The following is a 23,086-nucleotide window of genomic DNA, read 5'->3' as shown; positions in this document are numbered from 1 at the left end:
CCTCTTTCGCTTAAGGCTAATTCAAGGGTTTGATCTCTGGGCGCGGAACCTAAAGGTCCCATTCATCCCGGTCAACGCGCGAGGCGGCAAAAATCGCCCCGAACGGCCACCTCTACCGGTTCTGACCGGGTATCCAAAGCACATCGCCTGCACCGTTATTATTCGCTGCGCGGCTGGCGACAAATAGGAAATCCGACAGCCGGTTCATATACTGGATCGCCGCGTCGCTGACCGGCTCATCCGGCTTGGCCGCAAGTTCCACCATCATGCGTTCCGCCCGGCGGCATATTGTGCGCGCCAGATGCAAATAAGCCGCGCCCGCGGTGCCGCCCGGCAGCACGAAGGAGGTGAGCGGCGCGAGCTTCGCATTCAGACTGTCAATATCGCGTTCCAGGCGCTCGACCTGGCTCGACACCATGCGCAGGCGCTCCGCCTTGCCCTCGCGCTGCGGCACCGAGAGGTCGGCGCCCAGATCGAACAGGTCGTTCTGGATCAGCCCCAGCATGGCGTCGAGCTCAGCCATGTCCTTCACATGCAGCCGCGCCACGCCGATGGCGGCGTTGGTCTCGTCGACGGTTCCATAGGCGGAAACGCGCAGATCGAATTTCGGACGGCGCTCGCCACTGCCGAGCGCGGTGGTGCCGTCGTCGCCGGTACGCGTGTAGATGCGATTGAGCACGACCATGATCTCAACTCCCTCTCATTAATGCCCCATCACCCAGACCGCGAGCATGGCGATGACGATCGCGACGAATTGCAGCAGCACGCGCAGGCGCATCAGGCGCTGCGACGTATTCGGCGAACCGCCCCGCATCATGTTGACGAGACCGAGCAGCAGAACCAGCGCGACGGCAGCGAGTGCGACGGGGAGGATGAACTTGCTTAGAAAGGTGGCCATCGCGGCTAGATAACATCCGCATGACGCCTGCGCCATCACCCCCCGCGCGCGGTTTTGATGCAACGATCTGGCTTTTTGCCGAGTAATATCAGATGGTAGCTGCAGCCGCCGTCGCCGGGATAAGGTGCATTGTGAAGCAGCTTCGCTACGTCTTCCATGTCGTCATGGATGCGTTCTACACCTTCCTCGCCGACGACGGTTGGGCGATCGCAAGCCATATTGCGCTCTCGAGCCTGATGGCGCTGTTTCCTTTCCTCATCGTGCTGACCTCGCTGGCCGGCTTCTTCTTCGGCTCCAAACAGCTCGCCGACCAGGCGATGCAGCTCCTGCTGCAGACCTGGCCGCACCAGGTCGCCGACGCGCTGTCGGACCAGATCCATGATGTGTTGAGCACCACGCGCGGCGATATCCTCACCGTCGGCGCAGTGCTTGCGGTCTATTTCGCCTCCAACGGCGTCGAAGCGCTGCGGGTCGGGCTCAACCGCGCCTATGCGGTGGTCGAGCCGCGCCGCTGGTACTGGCTGCGGCTGGAATCGATCGGCTACACGCTGGTTGCCGCCTTCACGGCCCTGGCGATGGCCTTCCTGATCGTGCTCGGGCCGCTGATCATCGAGGCCGCGCGGCGGTACATTCCCTTGATCGTCGAGACCAACGAACAGCTTCTGAACGTTCTCCGCTACGGCATCACCATCACCGCGCTGACGGTGGCGCTGTTCATCCTGCATGCCTGGTTGCCGGCCGGGCGGAGGAGATTTTTGCAGATCCTGCCCGGCATCGTCTTCACGCTGGTGGCCTCGCTGGTGTCAGGAATAGGTTTCGGCCAATATCTGGCGCGCTTCGCCAACAACTATGTCACGATGTATGCGGGGCTCGCGTCAGTGATCATCGCGCTGGTGTTTCTGTATTTCATAGCCGCGATCTTCGTCTATGGCGGCGAGCTCAACGCGGCCATCATCAAGTCGCGCCTGCCCCATGGCGTGTCGCTTCAAGCAGCGCAGTCGCTAACGCCCGCGGGGAGACAGGCTTGAGCAGAAAGGCGTCGGCGCCGGCCGCACGCGACGCCGCCTCGTCCTCGCCGCGGCCGGACACCCCGATGATGGGGATGCGTCCATGGGGCGGCGCAAGCCTGCGGATTCGCCTGATCGCCTCGATCCCGTCGATGCCGGGCAGAACCATGTCCATCAGCACGGCGTCGAAGGCGCCCTGCTCGACCCGCGCGATGGCATCCTCACCGCGACCGATGAATTCCGCCTGATGTCCGAGCTCGGTGAGGATGGTGTTGAGCACGACGCGCCCGAACGGATTGTCCTCGACGCTCAGGATCCGCAGCGCATGGCCGCCTTGCGGCAGCGCGCCGTCCGCCTCGCCCGCGTGCGTGGCCTGCGGCTGCTGGGCGGATTTGAGCGTAACCGTGAGCGTGAAAGTGGTGCCGCCGCCGCCGCGCTGCGACACCGCGACATCGCCGCCCATCGCGCGCGCGATCTGCTTCACCGAAGACAGGCCCAGGCCAGCGCCGCCGAAACGCGCGGCGATGCTGACATTGGCCTGCGAGAACGGCCGGAACAGGCGCTTGATCTCCTTCAGCGACACGCCGATGCCGCTGTCGGAGACGACGAAAGCGATCGCGATCCTGTCTTTGCTGCGCCGAGCGACACTCACCTTGAGCGCGACGCTGCCTCGCTCAGTGAACTTCACCGCGTTGTCGATCAGGTTCTCGAGGGCGGCACGGAGCCGCACCGGATCGCCAACCACGAGTGAGGGCAGGTCTTCGGCAATCTCTACCTCCGGCTGCAGCCCCTTGGCCACGGCCCGCCCGGCAAGGGCGTCGCCTGCAATGCGCGCCAGCGCCCTGACGTCGAATAAATCGTCGCGGAGCGCCGCCCTGGCGTGGCCGGGCTTGGCGGCATCGACGAACAGGGTCGCGAGTGCGGAAAGATGCTCGGCGCCGGCCTTGATGGTATCCACCCAGCGCCGCTCGCGCTCGCCGAGATCGGAGGTGGCCAGGAGATCGCTGATCGCGAGAATGCCCGTCAGTGGCGTGCGCACTTCATGGGCAAAGGCGGCCAGCGCAGCCTCGATCACACCGGAACCTGGCTCGGCTTTGACCCTGGCCTTGGCGACCTTGGCCTTTGCCTGGGGCTTTCTTTGGGCACGAGGGCGCGGCCGGCCCGCGGGAACGCGCTTGCCTGCCGATTGCTTCTTGCTGCGCTTAACGCGCGACCTTGACGCCATGATTGCCGTGGACCCCGCCCCCGAAAACAGCATCGCACGGCAAGGCCGCAGGAGTCACGGAGACGTTTGGGCTGTCCTGACCCAAGCCTTAACGAGCCATTGATCAGGGTAAGCCGAGCAGACTCCGGATATCGGCCGGCGTGGCACCCGCCGCACGCAATTCGCGCAAGCCTGTGGCCCTCGTCGATTTCGACAGCTTGTACCCGGCTTCGTCGACAATGAGACGATGATGGCGATATCGCGGCTGGGGCAGGCCGAGCAGGTGCTGCAACAGCACGTGCACGCTGGTGGCGTGAAACAGGTCTTGACCGCGGACCACCTCGGTCACCTCCTGCAAGGCGTCGTCGACCACAACCGAAAGGTGATAGCTGGTCGGCGTCTCCTTGCGCGCCAGAATGACGTCGCCCCAGGCCCCGGGGTGAGCTTCGATCCGGCCGGTCTCGCCCGCGGGCCCCTCGCCCTGTTCGGTCCAGAAAACCCGGCCCGCCCGCGCCATCGCGGCGGCCATGTCCAGCCGCAGCGCGTAAGGCGCGCCAGATTCCATCAGCCGCGCGCGCTCCCCGGCAGAAAGCTGTTTCGCGGTCCCCGGGTAAAGCGGCGCGCCGTCGGGATCGCGCGGCCAGGGACCGCTCTGCTCGCGCTGAGCCACGAGCCGCGCGACCTCGGCGCGGCTCTCGAAGCTTGGATAGACCAAGCCTTCGGCAGAGAGCTGTTCGAGCGCGTTGCCATAGTCGGCAAGGTGTTCGGATTGGCGCCGGACCGGCTGCTGCCAATTGATGCCAAGCCAGGCCAGATCCTCATGGATCGCCATCTCGAACTCCGCCCGGCAGCGCGCGGGGTCGATATCCTCGATCCGCAGCAGAAAACGGCCGCCCGATTGCCGCGCGAGGTCGAAGTTCAAGAGCGCCGAATAGGCGTGGCCGAGGTGAAGATAGCCGTTCGGGCTCGGGGCAAATCGGAAAACGGGTGGCATCTTTCGTCATTGCCGGGCTTGACCCGGCAATCCATCCATCAAGACTCTGTTAAGATGTGAGATGGATGCGCGGGTCAAGCCCGCGCATGACGAGTGAGTTGCTGCCAGCCATGACCGTCCACCTCCACACCCAGACCGACCTCGAAGAAGCCCTCGAGAAACTGCTCAAGCTCGACCCGCGCCTCAAGCCGGTCCTGGAGATCGCGGGCATGCCATCTCTGCGGCGGCGCGAGCCGGGCTTTGTGGGGCTCGCGCACATCGTTTGCGGGCAGCAGCTTTCGACCGCGAGCGCGGCGGCAATCTGGGGCCGGCTCACCGCCGCCTTCGATCCGTTTCACCATGACGCGTTCCGCCGGGCCCGGACCGACCGGCTGGGCCGGCTCGGCCTGTCGGCGGCCAAGATCAAAACGCTGAAACACATCGCACGCGAACTCGCGGAAGAGCGCTTAAACCTCGACGTCCTGGCGGAAGAGGACGCCGACGCCGCCCACCACACGCTCACCGCGCTGCCCGGCATCGGGCCGTGGACCGCCGATGTCTACCTGCTGTTCTGCCTCGGCCACGGCGATGCCTGGCCGGCGGGCGACCTCGCCGTGCAGGAGGCGATGAAAATCGGTCTCGGCTTGCAGGAACGACCGAGCGAGAAGCAGATGGCGCCGCTGGCAGAACCCTGGCGCCCACTGCGGGGCGCCGCGGCGCATTTGTGGTGGAGTTACTATCGGGCCGTGAAGAAGCGCGAAGGCATCATCGCGAGCGGGACAAAAGCGAACAATTTTTCAAACAATGTTGCAGTTGCAAAGGGTACCCCGACCAAAGCAAAGATCTCGGCGCGAAAGCAGCCGGGGTCCTGATCATGAATTGCACCGCCTTTGTCGTTGCCCGTGACGATCTCAAGCAAAGCAAGCTCATCGAGATGCAACTGCCCGATCAGGCAAGCCTGTCCGGCGAAGCGCTGCTGGTGAAGATCGAGCGCTTCGCCTTCACCGCCAACAACATCACCTATGCCGTCGTAGGCGATGAGCTGAAATATTGGCAGCTATTCCCGGCCCCAGACGGTTTTGGCAACATCCCGGTCTGGGGCTTTGGCGAGGTAATCGCGTCAAAGCATCCGGCTGTGGCCGTTGGCGAGCGCCTGTTCGGCTATTACCCGATGGCAACCCATCTGTTGATCGAAGCATCCGACGTGAGCAAACGCGGTTTGCGCGACGCGGCCGCGCATCGCCAGGGCGTGGCGCCGGTCTACAACGCCTATGCGCGCGTAACCGGTGACCCCGCTTATGAGGGGCGGCAGGGCGACTACCAGGCATTGCTGCGGCCGCTGTTCATGTTGTCGTTTCTGGTCGACGATTTTCTCGCCGAGAACGAGTTCTTCGGCGCGCAAAGCGTGATGCTGTCCTCGGCTTCCAGCAAGACCGCGTTCGGACTAGCTCATCTCTTGCATGCGGGGCGGCCGGGCATCAGGGTGATCGGGCTGACTTCCGCGCTGAATGCAGGCTTCGTCGCTTCGCTCGGATGCTATGACGAGGTCGTGACCTACGACCAGGTGAGTTCGCTGCGAGCGGATGCGCCGACGGCGTTCGTCGACATGGCAGGCAACAGCGACTTGAGCGCCAAGCTGCATCGCCACTTCGGCGACCACATCAGATATTCCGGCCGCATCGGTCTCACCCATCGCGCGAGCGTCGCGGACGAGCCGGAACTGCCCGGCGCGAAGCCGGCCTGGTTCTTCGCCCCCGACCAGATCCGCAAGCGCGCCAGGGAATGGGGCCCGGGCGGCATCGAAAAAAGATTTGGCGCCGCCTGGATCGGCTTTGCACCGAAGCTCGAGCAATGGCTCACCGTCGTCAAAGGCCACGGGGCTGCCGCCGTGCAGCGGATTTATCTCGATACGCTTTCGGGACGTATTCCGCCCGATCAGGGCCATATGCTGTCGCTTCTTGGGTGAGGCGCTTTCTGCGCGCCCGCAAATTGTATAGCCTTGCGATGAGGCCGCGGACCAAGACGGCCGAAGGAAACGCGCAATGCTCGACAGGACCGACGACGTCTCGGTTGCCGCACGCGATTGGCTTGCGGCGTTTGAAGCCTCGCTCGCGAGCCCGGATGGCAGCCTGGAACATCTGTTTTGCGGCGAGAGCTATTGGCGCGACGTGCTAGCGCTGAGCTGGAACATCCAGACCCTCAACGGCGCCGACGCCATCCTGAAACAACTAAGGCCATTGGCCGCTCGCGCAGCTCCTGCAATGTTCCATCTCGATCCGGACCGCGCCGCCCCGCGCTGGGTCACGCGCGCCGGCACCAGCACCGTTGAGGCGATCTTCAAGTTTGAAACCAAGCTCGGCCGCGGCCACGGCGTTCTGCGGCTGGTCCCGGATGCAGGCGATGGCAATCGGCTGAAGGCGTGGACGCTTCTCACCGCGCTGGAGGAGCTGAAAGGTTTTGAGGAGCAACTGGACAGGACGCGGCCGCGCGGGCAGGCCTATTCGCGCGATTTTCGCGGACCCAATTGGCTCGACCAACGCCGGGCATCAGCGTCTTATGCTGATCGCGACCCAGCCGTGCTCGTGGTCGGCGGCGGACAGGCAGGGCTCGCAATCGCCGCGCGGCTGAAGCAGCTAAAGGTCGACGCGCTGATCGTCGATCGCTGGCCGCGCATCGGCGACAATTGGCGCAGGCGCTATCACGCGCTGACGCTGCACAACCAGGTGCACGTCAATCACCTGCCCTATATGCCGTTCCCGCCGAACTGGCCGACTTACATCCCCAAGGACAAGCTCGCCAACTGGTTCGAAGCTTACGTCGATGCGATGGAGCTGAATTTCTGGACCGGCACCGAATTCCTCGGCGGCACCTATGACGAAGCGCGAGAGCGCTGGGACATCACGCTGCGCCGCTCCGATGGCACGACGCGCGAGATGCATCCGCGCCATGTCGTGATGGCGACCGGTGTGTCCGGCATTCCCAACCTGCCGGACATTCCGAGCCTGAAGAATTTCGCAGGCAGGCTCGTGCATTCCAGCCAATACGAGGACGGCGAGGATTGGAACGGCAGGCGTGCGATCGTGATCGGTACCGGCAATAGCGGACACGACATCGCGCAGGACCTTTACTCCAGCGGCGCCGCCGTCACGCTGGTGCAGCGCAGCCCGACGCTCATCACCAATATCGAGCCTTCGGCCCAGCTCGCTTATGCCGCCTATAGTGAGGGGACGGTGGAAGACAACGACCTGATCGCGGCCTCGATGCCGCTCAAGCTCGCCAGGCGCAGCCATCAGATGCTGACGGAGCAATCCAAGAAGTTCGATCAGGATCTGCTCGACCGGCTCGCGCGCATCGGCTTCAAGCTCGATTTCGGAGAAGACGGCACCGGCTGGCAGTTCAAATATCTCAGCCGCGGCGGCGGGTACTATTTCAACGTCGGCTGCTCGGACCTCGTCGCCAGCGGCGCGATCAGCCTGCTGCAGTTTGCCGACATCGACGGCTTTGTCGCCGAGGGCGCGCGGCTGAAAAACGGCGACATCATTGCCGCCGATTTGATCGTGCTCTCGACCGGCTACAAGGGCCAGGAATTTCTGGTGCGGAAGCTGTTTGGCGAGGACGTCGCTGACCGCGTCGGCCCGATCTGGGGCTTTGGCCAGGCGGAGGAACTCCGCAACATGTATACGCGCACGAAGCAGCCGGGGCTTTACTTCATTGCCGGCAGCCTCGCGCAATGCCGGATCAACTCGAAATTTCTGGCGCTGCAGATCAAGGCGATCGAGGAGGGATTATTGCCACGGGCATAAGCCCCGGGGCACGTCATTCCGGGGCGCTCGCGGAAGCGAGCGAACCCGGAATCCGGAGGTTGCGCGGCGAGATGCCAATCCGGCTGGAACTGGGCTCGCCCAGAATTAGCCGCATTTTCGTATGGGCCGCACAATCGGACCAACAAGCGGGCCTAAAGTACCGACACGTCCCAACATAAGAGGCTCCACAATAAGAGCTCCACAGCCCTGATTCGCCCGTTTCCGCGGCTTGCTGCTGCGCGTGCTACGCGGAACGTGCTTGCGGGATAAGCTCTTCTAAGCTCTTCACAATCCCGTCACGCTGCCTGTAGTATGTCGGTACATGCTGCTTCGCAGCCGATCTCTGGGGGTCAGGAGCGTTATTTGAACGCACATGTCTCACAAGGCGGTTGGCCGGTGCTGGTGTTGAACGCGGATTTCCGGCCGCTGAGTTACTATCCGCTGTCGCTTTGGTCGTGGCAGGACGCGATCAAGGCGGTGTTCCTCGACCGCGTCAATATCGTAGCGCATTACGAGAAGGCGGTACGAAGTCCCTCATTCGAAATGCAGATCCCGAGCGTCGTCTCGCTCAAATCCTTCGTCAAGCCGACCACCCACCCTGCCTTCACCCGCTTCAACGTTTTCCTGCGCGACCGCTTCAACTGCCAATATTGCGGCTCGCCCGACGATTTAACCTTCGACCACATCATCCCGCGCTCCAAAGGCGGCCAGACGACCTGGGAAAATGTGGTAGCCGCCTGCTCGCCCTGTAATTTGAAAAAGGGCAATCTCACGCCGCAGCAGGCAAAGATGTTTCCGAAACAGACGCCCTACGCGCCCACCGTGCACCAGCTCCACCGCAACGGCCGCCTGTTTCCGCCGAACTATCTGCATGATAGCTGGCTGGACTATCTGTATTGGGATACGGAGCTGGATCCGTAGGGTCGCGGCGACCAACACAGAACAACGTCATCGCGCTCACTAGCTCGCCCGTTCTCAATCCCGCCTTCCGCCAAAGACGCGTTCGCGAGACTCGCCGGCTCGAGGTGGCCTGTGATGTACGGGCTGCAATCGCAACATCTATTGGAATCGTCTCCATCGGCTAGACTACGCGATCGAGGTCAAAAAAATCGCCGAACATGTCACACGGGGAAATTCTACCTCGTCATGGTGTCGTAACCAATCAAAGGAAGGGAACCATGACTGCGAAACTTGATCCGTTTGCCGTTGCGCCTGCACTCATGAAGAGCTGGATGAGCACATCCATGGCCGTCGCTTCCAGCCTGGAGCCGAGCCTGATCGAGCTCGTGAAGATCCGCGCCTCCCAGATCAACGGCTGCGCCAATTGCCTCAACATGCACACGGCCGAAGCGCGTGCGAAGGGCGAGACCGAGCAGCGCATCTATCTGCTGTCGGCCTGGCGCGAAGCCCCGTGCTATTCCGACCGCGAGCGTGCGGCCCTCGGCTGGACCGAGGTGCTGACGCGGCTCTCCGAGGGACATCCACGCGATGCCGCCTACCAGGCCTTGAAGGCGCAGTTCACGCAGGAGGAGCAGGTGAAGCTCACGCTGATGATCAACGTCATCAATGGGTGGAACCGCCTCGCCGTGGGATTCGGCTTGTGGATCGAGCCGGAGGCCGCAAAGGCGGCCATGGCCGCGGTCGCGTGATGGCGGACGTGAGATCCGAGGACGCAGCGGCGAGCTTCAACCCGCTGCGTCCAAAGCTCATGCGCGTCGCCTATCGCATGCTCGGCTCGATGGCCGACGCGGAAGACGTGGTGCAGGAGGCTTTCATTCGCTGGATGGGCGCCGACCGCAACGAGGTGCAGGAGCCGGAAGCCTTCCTGCGCCGCACCGTCACACGGCTTTGTCTCGATCAGCTCAAATCGGCGCGACGCCGGCGCGAGACATATGTCGGTCCCTGGCTGCCCGATCCCGTGGTTGAGGACGAGCCGGACCAGGACGTGACCTTGCCGCTGATGCTGGCGCTTGAACGCCTTTCGCCGCTGGAGAGGGCCGCCTTCCTGCTTCACGACGTGTTCGGCTTAGGCTTTGACGAGGTCGCGACGACCATTCAGCGCGATTCGGCGGCCTGCCGCCAGCTCGCCGCCCGCGCACGCACCCATATCCGCGAAGCGAGGCCGCGCTTTGCGGTGGAAAAGCAGCGTGGCCTCGAACTCGCCGAGGCGTTCTTCGTCGCTTCGCGCAACGGCGATATGAATGCACTTGGCGCGATGTTGGCGGCCGACGTCAGCATCCATGCGGACAGCGGCGGCAAGCGTCCGGCAGCCCTGACGCCGATCGTCGGGTTCGATGCCGTGATGAAGCTGCACGAGCTTCTCGCGGCCCAGTTCCAGAAGAATGGCTCGAAACTTGTCCGCGTTGTTTTTGTCAACGGCTTGCCCGGCTTTGTTACGCTGGAAGCCGACGGCGAGCTACAGACCACCGCGCTGGAGATCGAGGATGGAAAGATCGCCGCGATCTATGTCGTGCGCAACCCGGACAAGCTGAAGCATCTGCACTAGACTTTCGGTCGTCATTGCAATGACGGGCCTGGTTGAAGGTGTTCGTCCGGCTCTGCAACTTGATCGGCGAAATGCTCCGGTTGCGATGCTAGCGCATCTTCTTGAATATGCGGATCGCGAATCATCGCCCCCATCGCAACGCCAGCGCATCGAGGTCGCGCGCGAGCTCGATCAGTCCTGACCGGAATACCGGGGGCAGCGGCTGCAGTGGATGGCGCACGCAGTCCGAGCGGATGACGCCGCCTTCGTGCATCAATACCTTGGCGGCACGCAGGCCGCATTGGCGGTTTTCATAGTTGATCAGCGGCAGCCAGCGCGCATAGGCCGCCTTGGCCTCATCGCGACGTCCGGCGAAATAGGGATCGATGATCTGCCTGATACCATCAGGATAGCCGCCGCCGGTCATGGCGCCGGTCGCGCCTGCATCGAGATCGGCCATCAGCGTGATCGCCTCTTCGCCATCCCAGGGGCCTTGAATCGCGCTGCCGCCCGCCTCGATCAGGCTGCGCAGCTTGCTCGCGGCCATCGGCACCTCGATCTTGAAATAGCTGATGTTCGCAAATTCCTTGGCGAGCCGCGCCAGCAGCGCCACCGGGAGCGGCGTGCCGGCGACCGGGGCGTCCTGAATCATGACCGGAATGCGGATCGCTTCGGCAACGACCTGGAAAAATTCGCAAATGCTCTTCTCGTCCACGCGAAAGGTCGCGCCATGATAGGGCGGCATCACCATCACCATGGCGGCTCCGGCCGCCTCGGCCTGGCGGCTGCGGGCGGCGCAGACCGCCGAGCTGAAGTGGCTGGTGGTCACGATCACCGGCACGCGACCGGCGACATGTTCGAGCACCGTATGCATCACAGTCTCGCGCTCGGCATCGGTCAGCACGAACTGCTCGGAGAAATTGGCCAGGATGCAGATGCCGTGCGAGCCGGCATCGATCATGAAGTCGATGCAGCGGCGCTGCCCATCGAGGTCGAGGGCTCCGCGCTCGTCGAAGATGGTCGGCGCGACCGGAAAAACGCCGCGGTAGGGCTGACCGGCCGGGTTGGAGAGAGCAGATGACATTGGCGATTCCCTCTTCTTTATTATCGCGTTTGTTATCGCGCGGCACGACGCGGTCCGCGCGCATCGGTCTTCTCGACCAATATGCCAAGCTTATGGGCCCGCGCACAATTGCCTTTTTGACGAGCCCCGTCCACGCAATCGCTTTTGTGTGCGCCTAACCGCGCGCGGCCCGGCGCGCATCTGCGGCTATGGCGGCCCGCCGGATCGGCGCATCGGCGACGATGACGGCGCCGTCGACCTTGCGCGCAAGCGACAGCTTGCGGTCGTGAAAGGCCTCGAGCTCGGGACGATGGCCGACGCTGATGATGGTCGCGTCCGGCAGCTCTCGCGCGATCGCTGCCATCAACTCGGCTTGGCCCTCGACATGCAGCGCGGAGGTGGCTTCATCCAGCGCGATGACGTCGGGCCGGTGCAGCAAGAGGCGCGCGATCGAAAGCCGCTGCTTCTCCCCTTCCGACAGGATCTTGTCCCACGCCGCAACATCATCAAGTTGCGGCAGGAACTGGCCGAGGCCCGCGGCCGCGAGTGCGCGGGCAGCGTGTTCGCGGCCGATCTCGGCCCGTCGCAAGGGATAAGTCACGGCATCACGCAGGCTGCCGGCCGGCACGTAGGGACGCTGCGGCACGACCAGCACGCGCGCGCCCGCGCCGAGCGCGATCCGCCCCCGGCCCCATGGCCAGCAGCCGGCAATGGCGCGCACCAGCGAGCTCTTGCCGGTGCCGGATTCGCCGGTGATCAGGACGTGCTCGCCGCGGCCGATCACGACATTGGCGCGCCGCACGATCGACCGGCCATCATCGAGGAACACGCCGAGCTCGCGAAGATGCAGCGACCCCTCTCCCTCCCGACTGCGCTCGATGCGGCCGGTGCCCGCCTTCTCGCTAGTCTCGAGCACGTCGATCGCCAGCAGCAGCGCGCCGACGCGGCGGGCGGACGCGGTCCAATCGGCGAGCCTGGTGTAGTTCTCCATGAACCAGCTCATCGCGCCCTGCACGATGGTGAAGGCGGAGGCCACCTGCATGATCGCGCCCAGGCTCATCGAGCCGTCGAAATAACGCGGCGTGCACAGCAGGATCGGCACCACGCCGCATAGCTGCGCGCTGCCCTGCGAGACGATCACGGCGCGCATGTGCTGCACCATCAGGTCGCGCCAGCGCGCGACCACGCTTCCAAAATTTTGGCTCAAGCTGGCCTGTTCGGCGTCGGCGCCGCCGAGCAGCGCGATGCTTTCGGCGTTCTCCCGCACCCGGGTCAAGGCGTAGCGATATTCGGCCTCGGCCTGGTTCTTCTGCTCGGTCAGCGGAATGAAGCGGAACGCGATTGCCAGCATCGATCCGTTCGCGATCAGCGCATAGACGACGGCCGCGATCACCAGGAATCCCGGGATTGTCAGCGAACGACCGCCGATCTCGAGCGCGAGCGCGCCGCCGACCGTGTAAAGCACCACGATGAAGGTCGCGGCCGACAGCAGCGAGGTGACAAAGCCGGTGACGAAATCGACCGGCATTTCGGTGGCAATGCGCAGATCGTCGTTGATGCGGTGTTCGGGGTTCTTGTGGTCGCCGCCGATCAGCTCGAGCTTGTAGAAGCGGCTATTGGCGAGCCAGCGCTTGAGCAGATGCTCATTGATGAACGCGCGCCAGGTCCTCTGCATGGTCATGCGCCCCCACATCGCGAACACGCAGAGCACGAGGTAAAGCCCGACTAGAAGCGGAAACAGCAGAGCCTGGTGCAGCGCGACCGGACCATTCCTGGCTTCGAGCGCGTCGTAGAAATGCCTGTTCCAGAGATTGATGCCGTAGGTGATGCCGAGACTTGCGAACACGACCGCGGTCAAGCTCACCGTGAGAAGCCAGGCTTGTCCAGAACCCCGGCCCCTCCAAAAGTCCCCCGCGCTCCGGCAAAAGCGACGAAGACGCGAGGACGCGGTCGCATGCGCACCGGAAGGCACGCACTGAGCATCGCTGAGCAGGCTCATGGATTCCCCCTCTGTGCCGGACTTCAGGCGCAAGCCAAGAAGAACGCGCAGCTTGGGTTCCGGGTTCCGGAAGCAGTCTGCCGCCCGGCGCGAGGGTGAGGTCGCGGGCCTGGCGCCTGGGTCTAGCCCACCGCGGAGGCGTCGACGTCGTTCTCGATCAGGCCGCGGTGCTGCCGGCGCACCAGCGAGGCATAGTAGCCGTTCTGCCGCATCAATTCGCCATGCCGGCCGCTCTCGATGATCTGCCCCTCCTTGAGCACGATGATACGGTCGGCGTTGACCACCGTTGACAGCCGGTGCGCGATGACGAAGGTCGTGCGCGGCGCGATGAGGTTTTCGAGCGCATGCTGCACGGCCTCCTCGGATTCCGCGTCCAGCGCCGAGGTCGCCTCATCCAGGATCAGGATCGGCGGGTTCTTGAGCAGCGCCCGTGCAATGGTGATGCGCTGGCGTTCGCCGACCGACAGCAAGGCGCCGCGCTCGCCAACCACCGTGTCATAGCCGTCCGGCAGGCGCATGATGAAATCATGCGCATAGGCGGCCTTTGCCGCCGCCTCGATCTGTTCGATCGTCGCCTCGGGCCGGCCGTAGGCGATATTGGCCTTGATGGTGTCGTTGAACAACAGCGGGTCCTGCAGCACCACGCCGATATGCCGCCGCAGCGAGCTTTGCTTGATGGTGCGCAAGCATCGCCCGTCGATGGCGATGCGCCCTTCCAGCGGATCATAGAACCGCATCAGAAGCGCCATCAGCGTGGTCTTGCCGGAGCCGCTGGGACCGACGATGGCGATGGTTTCCCCGGGGCTGGCATGCAGCGTCACGCCGTTCAGCAGCGGACGCTGCGGCTGTTCGTAGTGGAAATGCACGTTCTCGAAACTCACTTCGCCCTTGACGTCGGCCAGGTCGGTCGCATCGGGGGAGTCACCGAGATGCTCCTGTACATTGAGGATGCCGAAGATCTCGTCCAGCGACACCGAAGCCTTGCGCAGGTTTGAGTAGACGCCGCTCAAACCCTGCACTGGGCCGAACAGTCCGCCGATATAGCCGAGAAACGCAACCACCGTGCCGACCGTGATCTCGCTTTGGACGACGAAATAGGCGCCGAGCGCCAGCCCGCCAAGCCGCGCCATCGCGACCACGAGATTGCTCGCCGACGCATAACCCGCATCGGTCGCGACGCCGCGGATGACGACCTTGTTGGCGGCGGCGACGTCGCGCAAAAAGCGCGCCTTTTCCGCATCCTCCATCGCGAAGCTGCGCACGATCACGATGCCGGACAGCACTTCGTTGAACCGTGAGTAGATCTGCGCCCAGCGGTCGAGCAGCGTGCGCTCGCGCTGCATCTGCTCGGGCCCGGCATAGCCGGCAATGAAGGCCGGCAACGGGGCAAAGGCGAGCACGAACAGGGCAAGGCGCCACTCCAGCCGCAACATGATCGCGATCGCAATGACAAGAAAGATGACCGACGGCATGATATTGAACAGGATCAGGGTCACCGCGCTGGTGAAACCCTGGATGCTGCGGTCGAGCCTGGTCATGATAGCGCCGATGCCCTCACTGCGCTGGATGCGGAGCGGCATCCGGTGCAATTTGCCCATGGTCGCCTCGAGCAGCGCGTATTGCAGGCCGATGCGGGTGCGCCAGGTGAGCCAATTGGCGAAGCCGTCCATCGCCTCCCGCGTAACGGCGAAAGCGAGAAGAAGCAGCACGCCGGCCATAATTGCCGCGGCTTGCCGCATTTCGGTCAACTGGTCGAACACCGACTTCAGCACCAGCGGCTCGAAAGCGTTGATGGCGGCAACCGCGAGCACCAGCCCGACAATGAGGATGATGGCGTGCCGCTGCGGCAGCGCGAATCGCACCGCGGCATGCAGCCGCTTGAGCCGTCCCATCGTGTTCAACGGTACGTTCGGTAAATTGGGCCTGAGCGCTTGTCCGTGCATTATCGGCGCCACCTAAAGCGATTCCCCGGTCAAGGAAAGCTGGAACTTGCCGCCGCTATCCAATCATCGCGTCATCGCGGCACATTGAGCGGAGCGCCCGATGATCGGAACCCATGGCTGCCGACGGTCGCGCCGTTTCAAGGGACAGAGCAGAGCGGCCGAAGCTCGCGCCCAATTCCGCATCCATACCCTCGTAACGAGTGGCGCTGCACAAATGCAACCGATCCAGGCCACCGCGACGAATAATACCGCGGCCGCGGTTCAAGACGGGCGTCGTCCGCTACCGAACGGCTCGAACCGACCATGATGGATCGATCACGTTTGCAACGGCTGGACAGAACTGGTGCGTGCGGCGACAATGGTGCTAAATTAGCTTCAATTGCCGCTCCGGCCGCCGCCGAGTCCAATGGGTGATGCTCGGCCGACCGTTTGCGCGAACCCCGCGCCGTGAACAGGAGAGCCGCGATGCCCTCTTTGACAGAATGGCGAGTGCCACCCGCCTATCAGCCACATCCGGGCGACTACAGTTTCGATATCGATCGTGTGCTGTCCTCGATCGTCGGCCTGCATTCGATCATTCCGCCGGACGCCTTCAGCGCGGAAACTCTGGGCACTGAGCGCGCCGGCAACGGCGTTGTGATCGACGACGGCCTCGTGCTGACCATTGGCTATCTCATTACCGAGGCCGAGTCCGTCTGGTTGCATCGTGGCGACGGGCGCGTCGTGGAAGGTCACGCCCTCGGTTTCGATGCCGTCACCGGGTTCGGGCTGGTGCAGGCGCTCGGCACTCTCGACCTTGAACCCTTGCCGCTGGGCTCCTCGGCCGCGACGCGCGTCGGCGACAGTGTCGTGGTGGGCGGCGCCGGCGGGCGGACACGGTCGGTTGCCAGCCAAATCATCGCCAAGCAGGAATTCGCCGGCTATTGGGAATATCTGCTCGACGAAGCCATCTTCACCTATCCGGCGCATCCGAACTGGGGCGGTACCGGGTTGATTTCGGCGAGTGGCGAGCTGATCGGCATTGGCTCGCTCCAGCTCGAACGCGAGCGCGAGGGCAAGGCCGAGCATGTCAACATGATCGTGCCGATCGACCTGCTCACGCCGGTGCTCGAGGACTTGCGCAAATTCGGCCGGGTCAACCGCCCCGCGCGCCCCTGGCTCGGCATGTACACGACCGAGATCGACAACAAGGTCGTCGTGATCGGCATTTCCAGCAATGCACCCGCGGCGCACGCCGAGCTCAAGGCGGGTGATGTGATACTGGCGATCAATGGCGAGCGTATCTCGAGCCAAGCGGCGTTCTATCGCAAGCTCTGGGCGCTCGGATCCGCGGGCGTCGACGTGCCGCTGACCGTGCATCATGAAGGCGTCACCTTCGACGTGGTGCTGGCCTCGACCGACCGCGCCAAGCTGCTGAAGGCGCCGCGGCTGCATTAACGCGAGCGACAGGAAGGCGCGATGAGCGAGGCCGTGGTGGACGATATCCTGGCCTTGCTGCCGCCACTGCTGCAGTCGCTGGAAGCGCTCTCCTTCATTGCGCGCCATCTGCACCCGCCGGACTTCGACCGCATCATGGAAATGGTCGGTGCGCCGGAGGACACCTTGCAGGCCGCGCGCTCACAGCTTTCCGAATGGCCCGACCGCTTCGCCGGCGTTCGCGCCGCGCTCGAGGCGGGGAGCGATGCGGCGCTTTCCGCCTTCGCTCTCTTGCGCGCGGTCCAGCACGGCAACGGCGATCTGGCGACGGCGTTCCGCGCCTTGCGCTATGCGCCGCAGGCACAGGAAGCGCTCTATCCGCTGGCGGCGAAATTTCCGCCGATCAACGAATTCTTCCTTGATCCCGGCGTGCGCGAGGATGCCGACCTGCTGGCGCGGCTCGCCCAGCCTGCCGCCGAAAACACCGGGATTATTCACGACCACAACGAGCCGGGCAGCCGCGGCGGATTTTCGTTGTATGTACCGGAATATTATTCGACCAGCCGCGCCTGGCCGCTGGTGGTGGCGCTGCACGGCGGCAGCGGCAATGGCCGCGCCTTTCTCTGGAGCTGGCTGCGCGACGCGCGCAGCTTTGGTGCCATCCTGATAACTCCGACCGCCACGGGATCCACCTGGTCATTGAGCGGAGCCGATACCGACACGCCGAACCTGATGCGTATCCTGGAGACGGTGCGCGACCGCTGGAATGTTGATCCCACGCGACTGCTGCTCACCGGCATGAGCGACGGCGGCACGTTCTGCTATGTCACCGGGCTCGACAGCGCCTCGCCTTTCACGCATCTGGCTCCCGTCTCCGCCACCTTCCATGCCTTGATGGCGGCCATGGCCGACGCGGAACGGTTGCGCGGCCTGCCGATCCATCTCGTACACGGCAGGCTCGACTGGATGTTTCCGATCGAGGTGGCGCGGCACGCGCGCGATGCGCTCGCCGCTGCCGGCGCCAACGTCACCTATCGCGAGATCGAGGATCTGAGCCATTGCTATCCGCGCGAGGTCAATGCGGAGATTTTGCGATGGTTGGACGTTTCCTGACGTTTCTGCGAGCCTGTTCGAGCCCGAGGAGGTGACGCGCCGCTGGCCACGGTACAGCTATCGGATGCGGGAACAGTCGGCGGAACCATCCAGCAGGGTCGGCGTTAGTTGCCGGCACACGGAGGATTGGCACCATGCAGACCATTCTTGGCATGATTCTCGGCGCCGTCTTGTTGGCTTTGGGCGTATATGTCTACGACTCGATGCAGACGTCGAGTGTGGCCAACGGCCAGGTCGCGGAGACCAATCGCACCATCGTGAACTGGGATGTCGTCGCCAGTGACTGGCACTCCCTAAAGGCACGCGCGCACGATGATTGGGTCCGGATCTCGTCGAAATAGCCTCGACGCGGCTCGTATCCGTTAGTCAGCCGCTGATCAAGTCGCAAAGCCGCCTGAGTACCCAAGCCCGTCATTACGAGGAGGGAAGGCGACGACCCGCCGTCGCTCGCTGCGCGAGCTGTGGCGAGGCGTGAAGTCCCGCCGAAGCGCGTTTGCGCGTAGGCGGAAGCAATCCAGACTGCATCCGCGGAGAAAGTCTGGATTGCTTCGCTTGCGCTCGCAATGACGCCGGGGGCTTGGCGCGCGTCCTCTCGATCCGCTCAGCCCGGCGATTGTGTTAGTTGCCAGCCTTGGCCTTGCGCGCATCCGCGATCACCTGTGCGAATTGATCCATCGTGAGCACGCCCGGGACCCGGAATTTGCCGACGATGAACGAGGGCGTGCCCCTGAAGCCCAAGCCTTCGGCCTGCTCGTTGTTGCGGGTGAGAATGGCAACGATCGCCTTTTCATTGGCGGCGAGATCGCGCTTGGCGCGGTCGACGTCGATACCGGCGCCGGCGAGCACCTCATCGATCCGCGGCTCCGTCAGCTTGGAGTTGACGCCGAGCAGCGCATCATGGGCCTTGTTATATTTGTCCTGATACTTGCAGGCCAGCACCATCTTCGCAGCGATGACCGAGACCGGTCCAAGAATCGGCCAGTCCTTCCAGACCAGGCGCACTTTGCCGTCGTCCTCGACCACCTGGCGCAGCTCCGGTTCGAGCTTGCGGCAATAGGGACATTGATAGTCGAACCATTCGACGATCGAGATATCGCCATTGACGTTGCCGGCAACGGGAACGTCAGGATCACGCAGCACCGCGGCTTCATTCGGCTCGGCGCGGCGCAATTGCGCCTGCGCCGGAGGAGGTAGCGCGCCAAGCATCGCCGCCCCGCCGCCAATCACGCCCAGCATTTTACGCCGGCTCAGTGTCAGTCCGGCTCGCTCGATCAATCCAGTCATGTGATAGCGCCCCGCTTGGCCCGCATCTAATCTTCAGTGTGGCAACAAAGTGCGCGCCAACATATACAGCGCCACCGCTATCACAACCGTAGCAAACAGGGTATTCAGCGCCCCTCGCCGCCCCGAGAGATGGCGCGCAGCGCGCGTCCCGGCGAGGCCGCCGCCAACGCCGCCCAGGATAAACAGGCCCGCCAGGCGCCATGCGACCAGACCCGACCAGGCATAGCTTGCCGCGGTGGTGAGACCGAACGTGGTCACGGCGACCAGCGACGACGACACCGCATTCATGATCGGCATGCCCGTCGCCAGCATCAGCGCCGGCACGATCAGGAAGCCGCCGCCGATGCCAAAGAAGCCGGACAGGGTGCCGGTGGCCGCGCCAAGCGAGATGATCGCCGGCAGGTTGGCACGGCTCATCTTGACATCGCTCACGCCGATCCGCGCGCGCGTCTTCAGCATCAGCATCGCGATCACCAGCATGACTAGCGCGAACAGCGCCAGCAGTTTCTGTCCCTCGAGCATCTTGCCCAGCGTCGAGCCGGCGAGCGCCCCAACCATGCCGGCGACGGCAAACACCAGCGCCACCGGCCACACCACGGTGCCGCCGCGGGAGTGATTGAAGAGATTGAACGCGGCGTTCATGGCCACCGCGATCGCGCTGGTACCGATCGCCATGTGGGGCTCGGGCACGCCAACCACATAGACCATGAGCGGCACCGCCAGGATCGATCCGCCGCCGCCGACCAGGCCCAGCGAAAATCCGACCAGCGCCCCCGACGCGAGCGCCAGCACGCTTTGCATCGCGGAGAGTATCAAGAGACAGGACTCATTTGCACGATGCGCCCCTATAACCTGCCCGCGGTGCGACTGCCAGCGGCGGCTGCGCAATCCTTGCGCACATTCAGATGATTGCGGGGGCAGTGGTTGCGGGGGCAGTCTGGCTTCGCGGCATGATTGCCATCAACGTACCGGTCGTGGTCCCGATCAGGCTTTCGGTCCCATCGGCTGAAGAGTGGGGCTCGCGGCCGGAACACTCGATCCGGCCGCGTCATCTGGGGCGTCAGGCCGCGCCCTTCAGATGCTTGTTGCACTCGCTGTAGTAGCCGCCGCCCTTCTGGATCCATTTCATGCCGCCATTGCCGTTGCTGGCCTTGTTGGCATTGTACTGGTCGACGCAAGTGTGCAGGCGCGCCTTGCCCGGAGTCTCCTTGGCATATTTCGGATCGATTGCGTTCGGGAAGACGGCGGGGCCCGAGGGCGCAGCGGGCGCGGCTGCAGGCGCGGCCTCCTTGGCCTCCTTCGCAGGTGCAGGTGCTGGAGCGGCCGCAGTCGCGGCGGCCGGACTTGCATCGGCGCCGCATTGCGCCTTGCGGAAGTCATTCCACTTCTGGCCACCCAGCGTGCCGGCCTCCTTGGCGGCTTTGTACTTCGCACTGCACTCCTGCATGGTCAGCGCCTGCGCCGGCGCGGTCACGGCCAACGCGGCCAAACCCGCGCCCGCGATCGCAGCCAATAATTTTGCTTGAAAGGTCATCCTAAGCTTCTCCCTGGCAACTGGCTAAAGGGACTGCATCCTAACGTCAGGCACGCCGATGACAAAGGCGCGTTCTGTTGCTTCCGCAAAATATAGTGCCGGGCGATGTGCCTTTATTCATCAGCGGTTCAGCATTACAGCGCGAGGTTGCACGCGTTTCTCCACTCGCACAGGTGCACCCATGAAGCTTTCTTCGCTTTTCGCCACTGCCGCTCTCGCCTCGGTGCTGCTTGCCGGCCCCGCCTTCGCGCAGTCCACAACCGCGCCCGCCGCCAAGAGCGACACCGCCGCGGCGCCGGCTCCGACCGAGAAGAAGGCGAGCAAGGCGCGCTCGGCCGAATCGCTCGAATGCTCCAAGCAGGCCGACGAGAAGGGCTTGCACGGCAAGGAGCGCAAGAAATTCCGGTCCGAATGCATCAAGAATGCGAAGGCGGGCGAAAAGGCCAAATAGCGGTTCAAGCAGCGCTGCAAGCAACGCTTCGCGCATGACCGTTCGGACGTGACGGTCGAGACGTGACAATTCCGTATCACCCTCCCCTCACCGGCTGCTGATGGGGAGGGTGACCGCCGTCGAAACCTCTGCATTGCTGCACCTGCGTCAGCGCAATTGTCTCAAGAAGCCGAATTTGCGATGAAGGCGGCGTGAAGCAGATCACCGCCTCCTTGAGCCTCGTCCTTCCCAGCCGCGCCAAATTGTTCAGCGCGGTCGAAACGCTCGCCATTGGCGCTGCCGGCGGCCTGCTGTTTTTGTGGGCAAACCTGCCGGGCGGGCTGATTTCCGGCGCGATGATCGCGGTGGGTGCCGCGGCACTGGCAGGACGTCCGCTCAGCCTGCCGCCGCATGTCACCCAGACGCTCTTGGTGCTGCTCGGCATCTCGCTGGGTTCGGTGGTGTCGCGGCAATTGATCCAGCATGTCAGCGCTTACCCCATGACCATCGCGCTGCTCGCGCTCGCGACCTTCTGCTCGACCTTCGGCTCAAGCCTCTATCTGCAGCGCATTCACGGCTGGGACCGCACCTCGGCCTTTCTTGCCGGGAGCCCCGGCGCGCTGTCGCAGATCACGATCCTGGCGGTCGAGCGCGGCGCCGACCTGCCGGCGATCGCGGTGGTGCAGACCATGCGCGTAATCATCCTGACCGCCGCGCTGCCCATGCTGCTGGCATTGACCGGAGCGGCGCCCGCCGCCGCGCCCGCGCTCCTCACCTCGCCCGCCTCGCCGCTCGGGCTGTTGGCGCTGCTGGCGGCCTCGCTCGCGCTGGCGCTGGTGTTTCGCCTGATCAAGTTTCCGGCGAGCTGGATGTTCGGGGCCATGATCGCCTCCAGTGTGCTGCATGGCGCGGGCTGGATCGAAGGAGGCCTGCCGAACTGGGTGCGCAGCGTCGCGCTGGTCGGCATCGGCGCATTGATCGGCAGCCGCTTCGCGCGAATGAAGATCAAGGTGCTGCTCGGCCATATCAACGCCGCGCTGGGCTCGTTTGCGATCGCTATCCTGGTCTCGGCGCTCTTTGTCGGCCTGATCGTCGCAACCACCAATGTGCGGGCCGCCGATCTCATCGTGGCCTTCGCACCGGGTGCGATGGACGCCATGCTCGCCCTGGCGCTCACGCTGCATATCGACCCGATTTTCGTCGGCGCGCATCATTTGTCGCGCTTCGTGTTCGTCACCATCGCCACCCCCGGCATCGTCCATCTGTTCGGACGGCCGCAGGATGATGTGGACGATTAGCGCTTGGCGGATCTGGCAATGCCCCAGGCGGCGATTGCAGCCATCAGCGCCGAGATCAGCGCGTTGTAGCCGGCAAGCGAAATCCCCAGGAAGCGCCACTGCACCTCGTCGCAGCGGATCACCTTCACCTTATCGAGCTGATCGAGCAGGCTGCCGGCCTTGCCGAAATCGACCAACGGGCCGGTGCAATCGGTCGGTCCCTGCCAGAATTTCCATTCGACGCCGGCGTGATAGATGCCGAAGAGGGAATTGCCGGCTGCCGCCAGCGCGATGATGACGAGCCCCGCGATCAGCAGCGGCCGCGGCGCGCCCTTGGCCGCGGCGAAGGCAACGAGCGCCGACAGCGGAATAACGCCATAATAGGCGTAGCGCTGCTCCAGGCAGAGCGGGCAGGGCTGGATGTCCAACACGAGCTGAAAGAACCAGGCGCCGGCAATCGTCGCGGTCGCGACCACCAGTACTAGCAGCGCCGCCGTCAGTGCCGGACTTGCCTCAGAACGTGCCTGCGAGGCCATGGCCGTGGATGTCACCTTTGCCTCTCCCCTCCAAAGTCCGATCAGGAGCCTCCTATCTCCGGAAAAGATCGCTGTCGAGGCGGCGGCAATCACATCGGCGCGGGTTGACCCGGCCGGGCCG

23 protein-coding genes are annotated in these 23,086 nt (G+C 64.2%); 12 read left to right on the top strand and 11 right to left on the bottom strand.

The features are described from left to right. Window positions 1-112: 112 nt before the first annotated feature. Entirely contained in the window at window positions 113-685 is a 573-nt protein-coding gene (locus F758_RS0100335; protein WP_024505972.1) for a cob(I)yrinic acid a,c-diamide adenosyltransferase, read from the bottom strand. An 18-nt stretch (window positions 686-703) separates the two neighbouring features. Further along, window positions 704-898, bottom strand: coding sequence for a twin transmembrane helix small protein (locus F758_RS0100330; protein WP_024505971.1), 195 nt, complete (start codon window positions 896-898; stop codon window positions 704-706). A gap of 92 nt (window positions 899-990) precedes the next feature. Between F758_RS0100330 and F758_RS0100325 the strand changes: the two genes are divergently transcribed. Further along, entirely contained in the window at window positions 991-1,926 is a 936-nt protein-coding gene (locus F758_RS0100325) for a YihY/virulence factor BrkB family protein (protein WP_502689113.1), read from the top strand. On the opposite strand, the gene F758_RS0100320 is transcribed toward F758_RS0100325, so the two are convergent. Both F758_RS0100320 and gluQRS read right to left on the bottom strand, forming a co-directional pair. Beyond that, a complete protein-coding gene (locus tag F758_RS0100320) occupies window positions 1,853-3,130 on the bottom strand; it encodes an ATP-binding protein (protein WP_024505969.1) in 1,278 nt (425 codons plus the stop codon). The two genes, F758_RS0100325 and F758_RS0100320, sit on opposite strands and share 74 nt — an antisense overlap. Before the next feature lie 103 nt (window positions 3,131-3,233). Further along, on the bottom strand, window positions 3,234-4,103 hold the full coding sequence (gene gluQRS, locus F758_RS0100310) for a tRNA glutamyl-Q(34) synthetase GluQRS (protein ID WP_024505968.1): 870 nt from the start codon (window positions 4,101-4,103) through the stop codon (window positions 3,234-3,236). A gap of 110 nt (window positions 4,104-4,213) precedes the next feature. On the opposite strand from gluQRS, the gene F758_RS0100305 reads away from it, so the two are divergent. The 6 genes from F758_RS0100305 to F758_RS0100280 all read left to right on the top strand — a co-directional run bounded on the left by F758_RS0100305 (window position 4,214) and on the right by F758_RS0100280 (window position 10,391). Further along, window positions 4,214-4,954, top strand: a complete 741-nt coding sequence (locus F758_RS0100305) for a DNA-3-methyladenine glycosylase family protein (protein ID WP_024505967.1) — start codon at window positions 4,214-4,216, stop codon at window positions 4,952-4,954. Window positions 4,955-4,956: 2 nt separating this feature from the next. Continuing rightward, entirely contained in the window at window positions 4,957-6,048 is a 1,092-nt protein-coding gene (locus F758_RS0100300) for a DUF2855 family protein (RefSeq protein ID WP_024505966.1), read from the top strand. A gap of 76 nt (window positions 6,049-6,124) precedes the next feature. After that, entirely contained in the window at window positions 6,125-7,885 is a 1,761-nt protein-coding gene (locus F758_RS0100295; RefSeq protein WP_024505965.1) for a flavin-containing monooxygenase, read from the top strand. Between the two features lie 363 nt (window positions 7,886-8,248). Continuing rightward, on the top strand, window positions 8,249-8,806 hold the full coding sequence (locus F758_RS0100290) for an HNH endonuclease (protein ID WP_024505964.1): 558 nt from the start codon (window positions 8,249-8,251) through the stop codon (window positions 8,804-8,806). Window positions 8,807-9,063: 257 nt separating this feature from the next. After that, window positions 9,064-9,534 (top strand): carboxymuconolactone decarboxylase family protein, encoded by a 471-nt coding sequence (locus tag F758_RS0100285; RefSeq protein ID WP_024505963.1) that lies wholly within the window; start codon window positions 9,064-9,066, stop codon window positions 9,532-9,534. After that, window positions 9,534-10,391, top strand: a complete 858-nt coding sequence (locus F758_RS0100280; RefSeq protein ID WP_024505962.1) for a sigma-70 family RNA polymerase sigma factor — start codon at window positions 9,534-9,536, stop codon at window positions 10,389-10,391. Before F758_RS0100285 ends, F758_RS0100280 begins: the two co-directional genes overlap by 1 nt. A 121-nt stretch (window positions 10,392-10,512) precedes the next feature. Here F758_RS0100280 and F758_RS0100275 read toward each other — a convergent pair whose 3' ends face one another. The 3 genes from F758_RS0100275 to F758_RS0100260 all read right to left on the bottom strand — a co-directional run bounded on the left by F758_RS0100275 (window position 10,513) and on the right by F758_RS0100260 (window position 15,375). Beyond that, window positions 10,513-11,454 carry a dihydrodipicolinate synthase family protein gene (locus F758_RS0100275; protein WP_024505961.1) on the bottom strand — a complete coding sequence of 314 codons (942 nt, stop codon included), beginning with the start codon at window positions 11,452-11,454 and terminating at the stop codon, window positions 10,513-10,515. Between the two features lie 154 nt (window positions 11,455-11,608). Further along, window positions 11,609-13,432 carry an ABC transporter ATP-binding protein/permease gene (locus F758_RS0100265; RefSeq protein ID WP_024505960.1) on the bottom strand — a complete coding sequence of 608 codons (1,824 nt, stop codon included), beginning with the start codon at window positions 13,430-13,432 and terminating at the stop codon, window positions 11,609-11,611. A gap of 122 nt (window positions 13,433-13,554) precedes the next feature. Further along, window positions 13,555-15,375 carry an ABC transporter ATP-binding protein gene (locus tag F758_RS0100260; RefSeq protein ID WP_051386591.1) on the bottom strand — a complete coding sequence of 607 codons (1,821 nt, stop codon included), beginning with the start codon at window positions 15,373-15,375 and terminating at the stop codon, window positions 13,555-13,557. A 465-nt stretch (window positions 15,376-15,840) separates the two neighbouring features. Between F758_RS0100260 and F758_RS0100255 the strand changes: the two genes are divergently transcribed. The 3 genes from F758_RS0100255 (at window position 15,841) to F758_RS0100245 (ending at window position 18,245) form a co-directional block, all read left to right on the top strand. Next, the gene (locus F758_RS0100255; RefSeq protein ID WP_024505958.1) at window positions 15,841-16,812 is read left to right on the top strand and encodes a S1C family serine protease; all 972 of its coding nucleotides are present in this window, start codon (window positions 15,841-15,843) and stop codon (window positions 16,810-16,812) included. Window positions 16,813-16,833: 21 nt separating this feature from the next. After that, complete coding sequence (locus F758_RS0100250; RefSeq protein WP_024505957.1) at window positions 16,834-17,904, top strand: alpha/beta hydrolase family protein; 1,071 nt, start codon at window positions 16,834-16,836, stop codon at window positions 17,902-17,904. A 134-nt stretch (window positions 17,905-18,038) separates the two neighbouring features. Further along, window positions 18,039-18,245 carry a hypothetical protein gene (locus tag F758_RS0100245; RefSeq protein WP_024505956.1) on the top strand — a complete coding sequence of 69 codons (207 nt, stop codon included), beginning with the start codon at window positions 18,039-18,041 and terminating at the stop codon, window positions 18,243-18,245. 277 nt (window positions 18,246-18,522) lie between these two features. On the opposite strand, the gene F758_RS0100240 is transcribed toward F758_RS0100245, so the two are convergent. The 3 genes from F758_RS0100240 to F758_RS0100230 all read right to left on the bottom strand — a co-directional run bounded on the left by F758_RS0100240 (window position 18,523) and on the right by F758_RS0100230 (window position 20,722). After that, window positions 18,523-19,188 (bottom strand): DsbA family protein, encoded by a 666-nt coding sequence (locus F758_RS0100240; protein ID WP_024505955.1) that lies wholly within the window; start codon window positions 19,186-19,188, stop codon window positions 18,523-18,525. A 33-nt stretch (window positions 19,189-19,221) separates the two neighbouring features. Continuing rightward, entirely contained in the window at window positions 19,222-20,001 is a 780-nt protein-coding gene (locus F758_RS0100235) for a sulfite exporter TauE/SafE family protein (RefSeq protein ID WP_024505954.1), read from the bottom strand. A gap of 247 nt (window positions 20,002-20,248) precedes the next feature. After that, window positions 20,249-20,722, bottom strand: coding sequence for a hypothetical protein (locus F758_RS0100230; protein WP_024505953.1), 474 nt, complete (start codon window positions 20,720-20,722; stop codon window positions 20,249-20,251). A gap of 181 nt (window positions 20,723-20,903) precedes the next feature. Between F758_RS0100230 and F758_RS0100225 the strand changes: the two genes are divergently transcribed. Continuing rightward, entirely contained in the window at window positions 20,904-21,173 is a 270-nt protein-coding gene (locus tag F758_RS0100225) for a PsiF family protein (RefSeq protein WP_024505952.1), read from the top strand. Window positions 21,174-21,364: 191 nt separating this feature from the next. Beyond that, window positions 21,365-22,450, top strand: coding sequence for an AbrB family transcriptional regulator (locus tag F758_RS0100220; RefSeq protein WP_024505951.1), 1,086 nt, complete (start codon window positions 21,365-21,367; stop codon window positions 22,448-22,450). Here the strand turns inward: F758_RS0100220 and F758_RS0100215 are convergent. Then, window positions 22,447-22,965: a disulfide bond formation protein B gene (locus F758_RS0100215; protein WP_035720356.1), complete on the bottom strand. Its 519-nt coding sequence runs from the start codon at window positions 22,963-22,965 to the stop codon at window positions 22,447-22,449. The genes F758_RS0100220 and F758_RS0100215 overlap by 4 nt on opposite strands. Window positions 22,966-23,086 lie beyond the last annotated feature (121 nt).

It is taken from the genome of Bradyrhizobium sp. ARR65 (assembly GCF_000472385.1).
Lineage (GTDB): Bacteria > Pseudomonadota > Alphaproteobacteria > Rhizobiales > Xanthobacteraceae > Bradyrhizobium.
The sequence above is the reverse complement of the archived record's forward strand: the minus strand, read 5'-3'. Positions and strand labels throughout refer to the sequence as shown.

Coding starts and splice junctions, on each gene's coding strand:
- F758_RS0100335 (WP_024505972.1), bottom strand. CDS start 685: ATGGTCGTGCTCAATCGCATCTACACGCGTACCGGCGACGACGGCACC.
- F758_RS0100330 (WP_024505971.1), bottom strand. CDS start 898: ATGGCCACCTTTCTAAGCAAGTTCATCCTCCCCGTCGCACTCGCTGCC.
- F758_RS0100325 (WP_502689113.1), top strand. CDS start 991: ATGGTAGCTGCAGCCGCCGTCGCCGGGATAAGGTGCATTGTGAAGCAG.
- F758_RS0100320 (WP_024505969.1), bottom strand. CDS start 3,130: ATGGCGTCAAGGTCGCGCGTTAAGCGCAGCAAGAAGCAATCGGCAGGC.
- gluQRS (WP_024505968.1), bottom strand. CDS start 4,103: ATGCCACCCGTTTTCCGATTTGCCCCGAGCCCGAACGGCTATCTTCAC.
- F758_RS0100305 (WP_024505967.1), top strand. CDS start 4,214: ATGACCGTCCACCTCCACACCCAGACCGACCTCGAAGAAGCCCTCGAG.
- F758_RS0100300 (WP_024505966.1), top strand. CDS start 4,957: ATGAATTGCACCGCCTTTGTCGTTGCCCGTGACGATCTCAAGCAAAGC.
- F758_RS0100295 (WP_024505965.1), top strand. CDS start 6,125: ATGCTCGACAGGACCGACGACGTCTCGGTTGCCGCACGCGATTGGCTT.
- F758_RS0100285 (WP_024505963.1), top strand. CDS start 9,064: ATGACTGCGAAACTTGATCCGTTTGCCGTTGCGCCTGCACTCATGAAG.
- F758_RS0100280 (WP_024505962.1), top strand. CDS start 9,534: ATGGCGGACGTGAGATCCGAGGACGCAGCGGCGAGCTTCAACCCGCTG.
- F758_RS0100275 (WP_024505961.1), bottom strand. CDS start 11,454: ATGTCATCTGCTCTCTCCAACCCGGCCGGTCAGCCCTACCGCGGCGTT.
- F758_RS0100265 (WP_024505960.1), bottom strand. CDS start 13,432: ATGAGCCTGCTCAGCGATGCTCAGTGCGTGCCTTCCGGTGCGCATGCG.
- F758_RS0100260 (WP_051386591.1), bottom strand. CDS start 15,375: ATGCACGGACAAGCGCTCAGGCCCAATTTACCGAACGTACCGTTGAAC.
- F758_RS0100255 (WP_024505958.1), top strand. CDS start 15,841: ATGCCCTCTTTGACAGAATGGCGAGTGCCACCCGCCTATCAGCCACAT.
- F758_RS0100250 (WP_024505957.1), top strand. CDS start 16,834: ATGAGCGAGGCCGTGGTGGACGATATCCTGGCCTTGCTGCCGCCACTG.
- F758_RS0100245 (WP_024505956.1), top strand. CDS start 18,039: ATGCAGACCATTCTTGGCATGATTCTCGGCGCCGTCTTGTTGGCTTTG.
- F758_RS0100240 (WP_024505955.1), bottom strand. CDS start 19,188: ATGACTGGATTGATCGAGCGAGCCGGACTGACACTGAGCCGGCGTAAA.
- F758_RS0100230 (WP_024505953.1), bottom strand. CDS start 20,722: ATGACCTTTCAAGCAAAATTATTGGCTGCGATCGCGGGCGCGGGTTTG.
- F758_RS0100225 (WP_024505952.1), top strand. CDS start 20,904: ATGAAGCTTTCTTCGCTTTTCGCCACTGCCGCTCTCGCCTCGGTGCTG.
- F758_RS0100215 (WP_035720356.1), bottom strand. CDS start 22,965: ATGGCCTCGCAGGCACGTTCTGAGGCAAGTCCGGCACTGACGGCGGCG.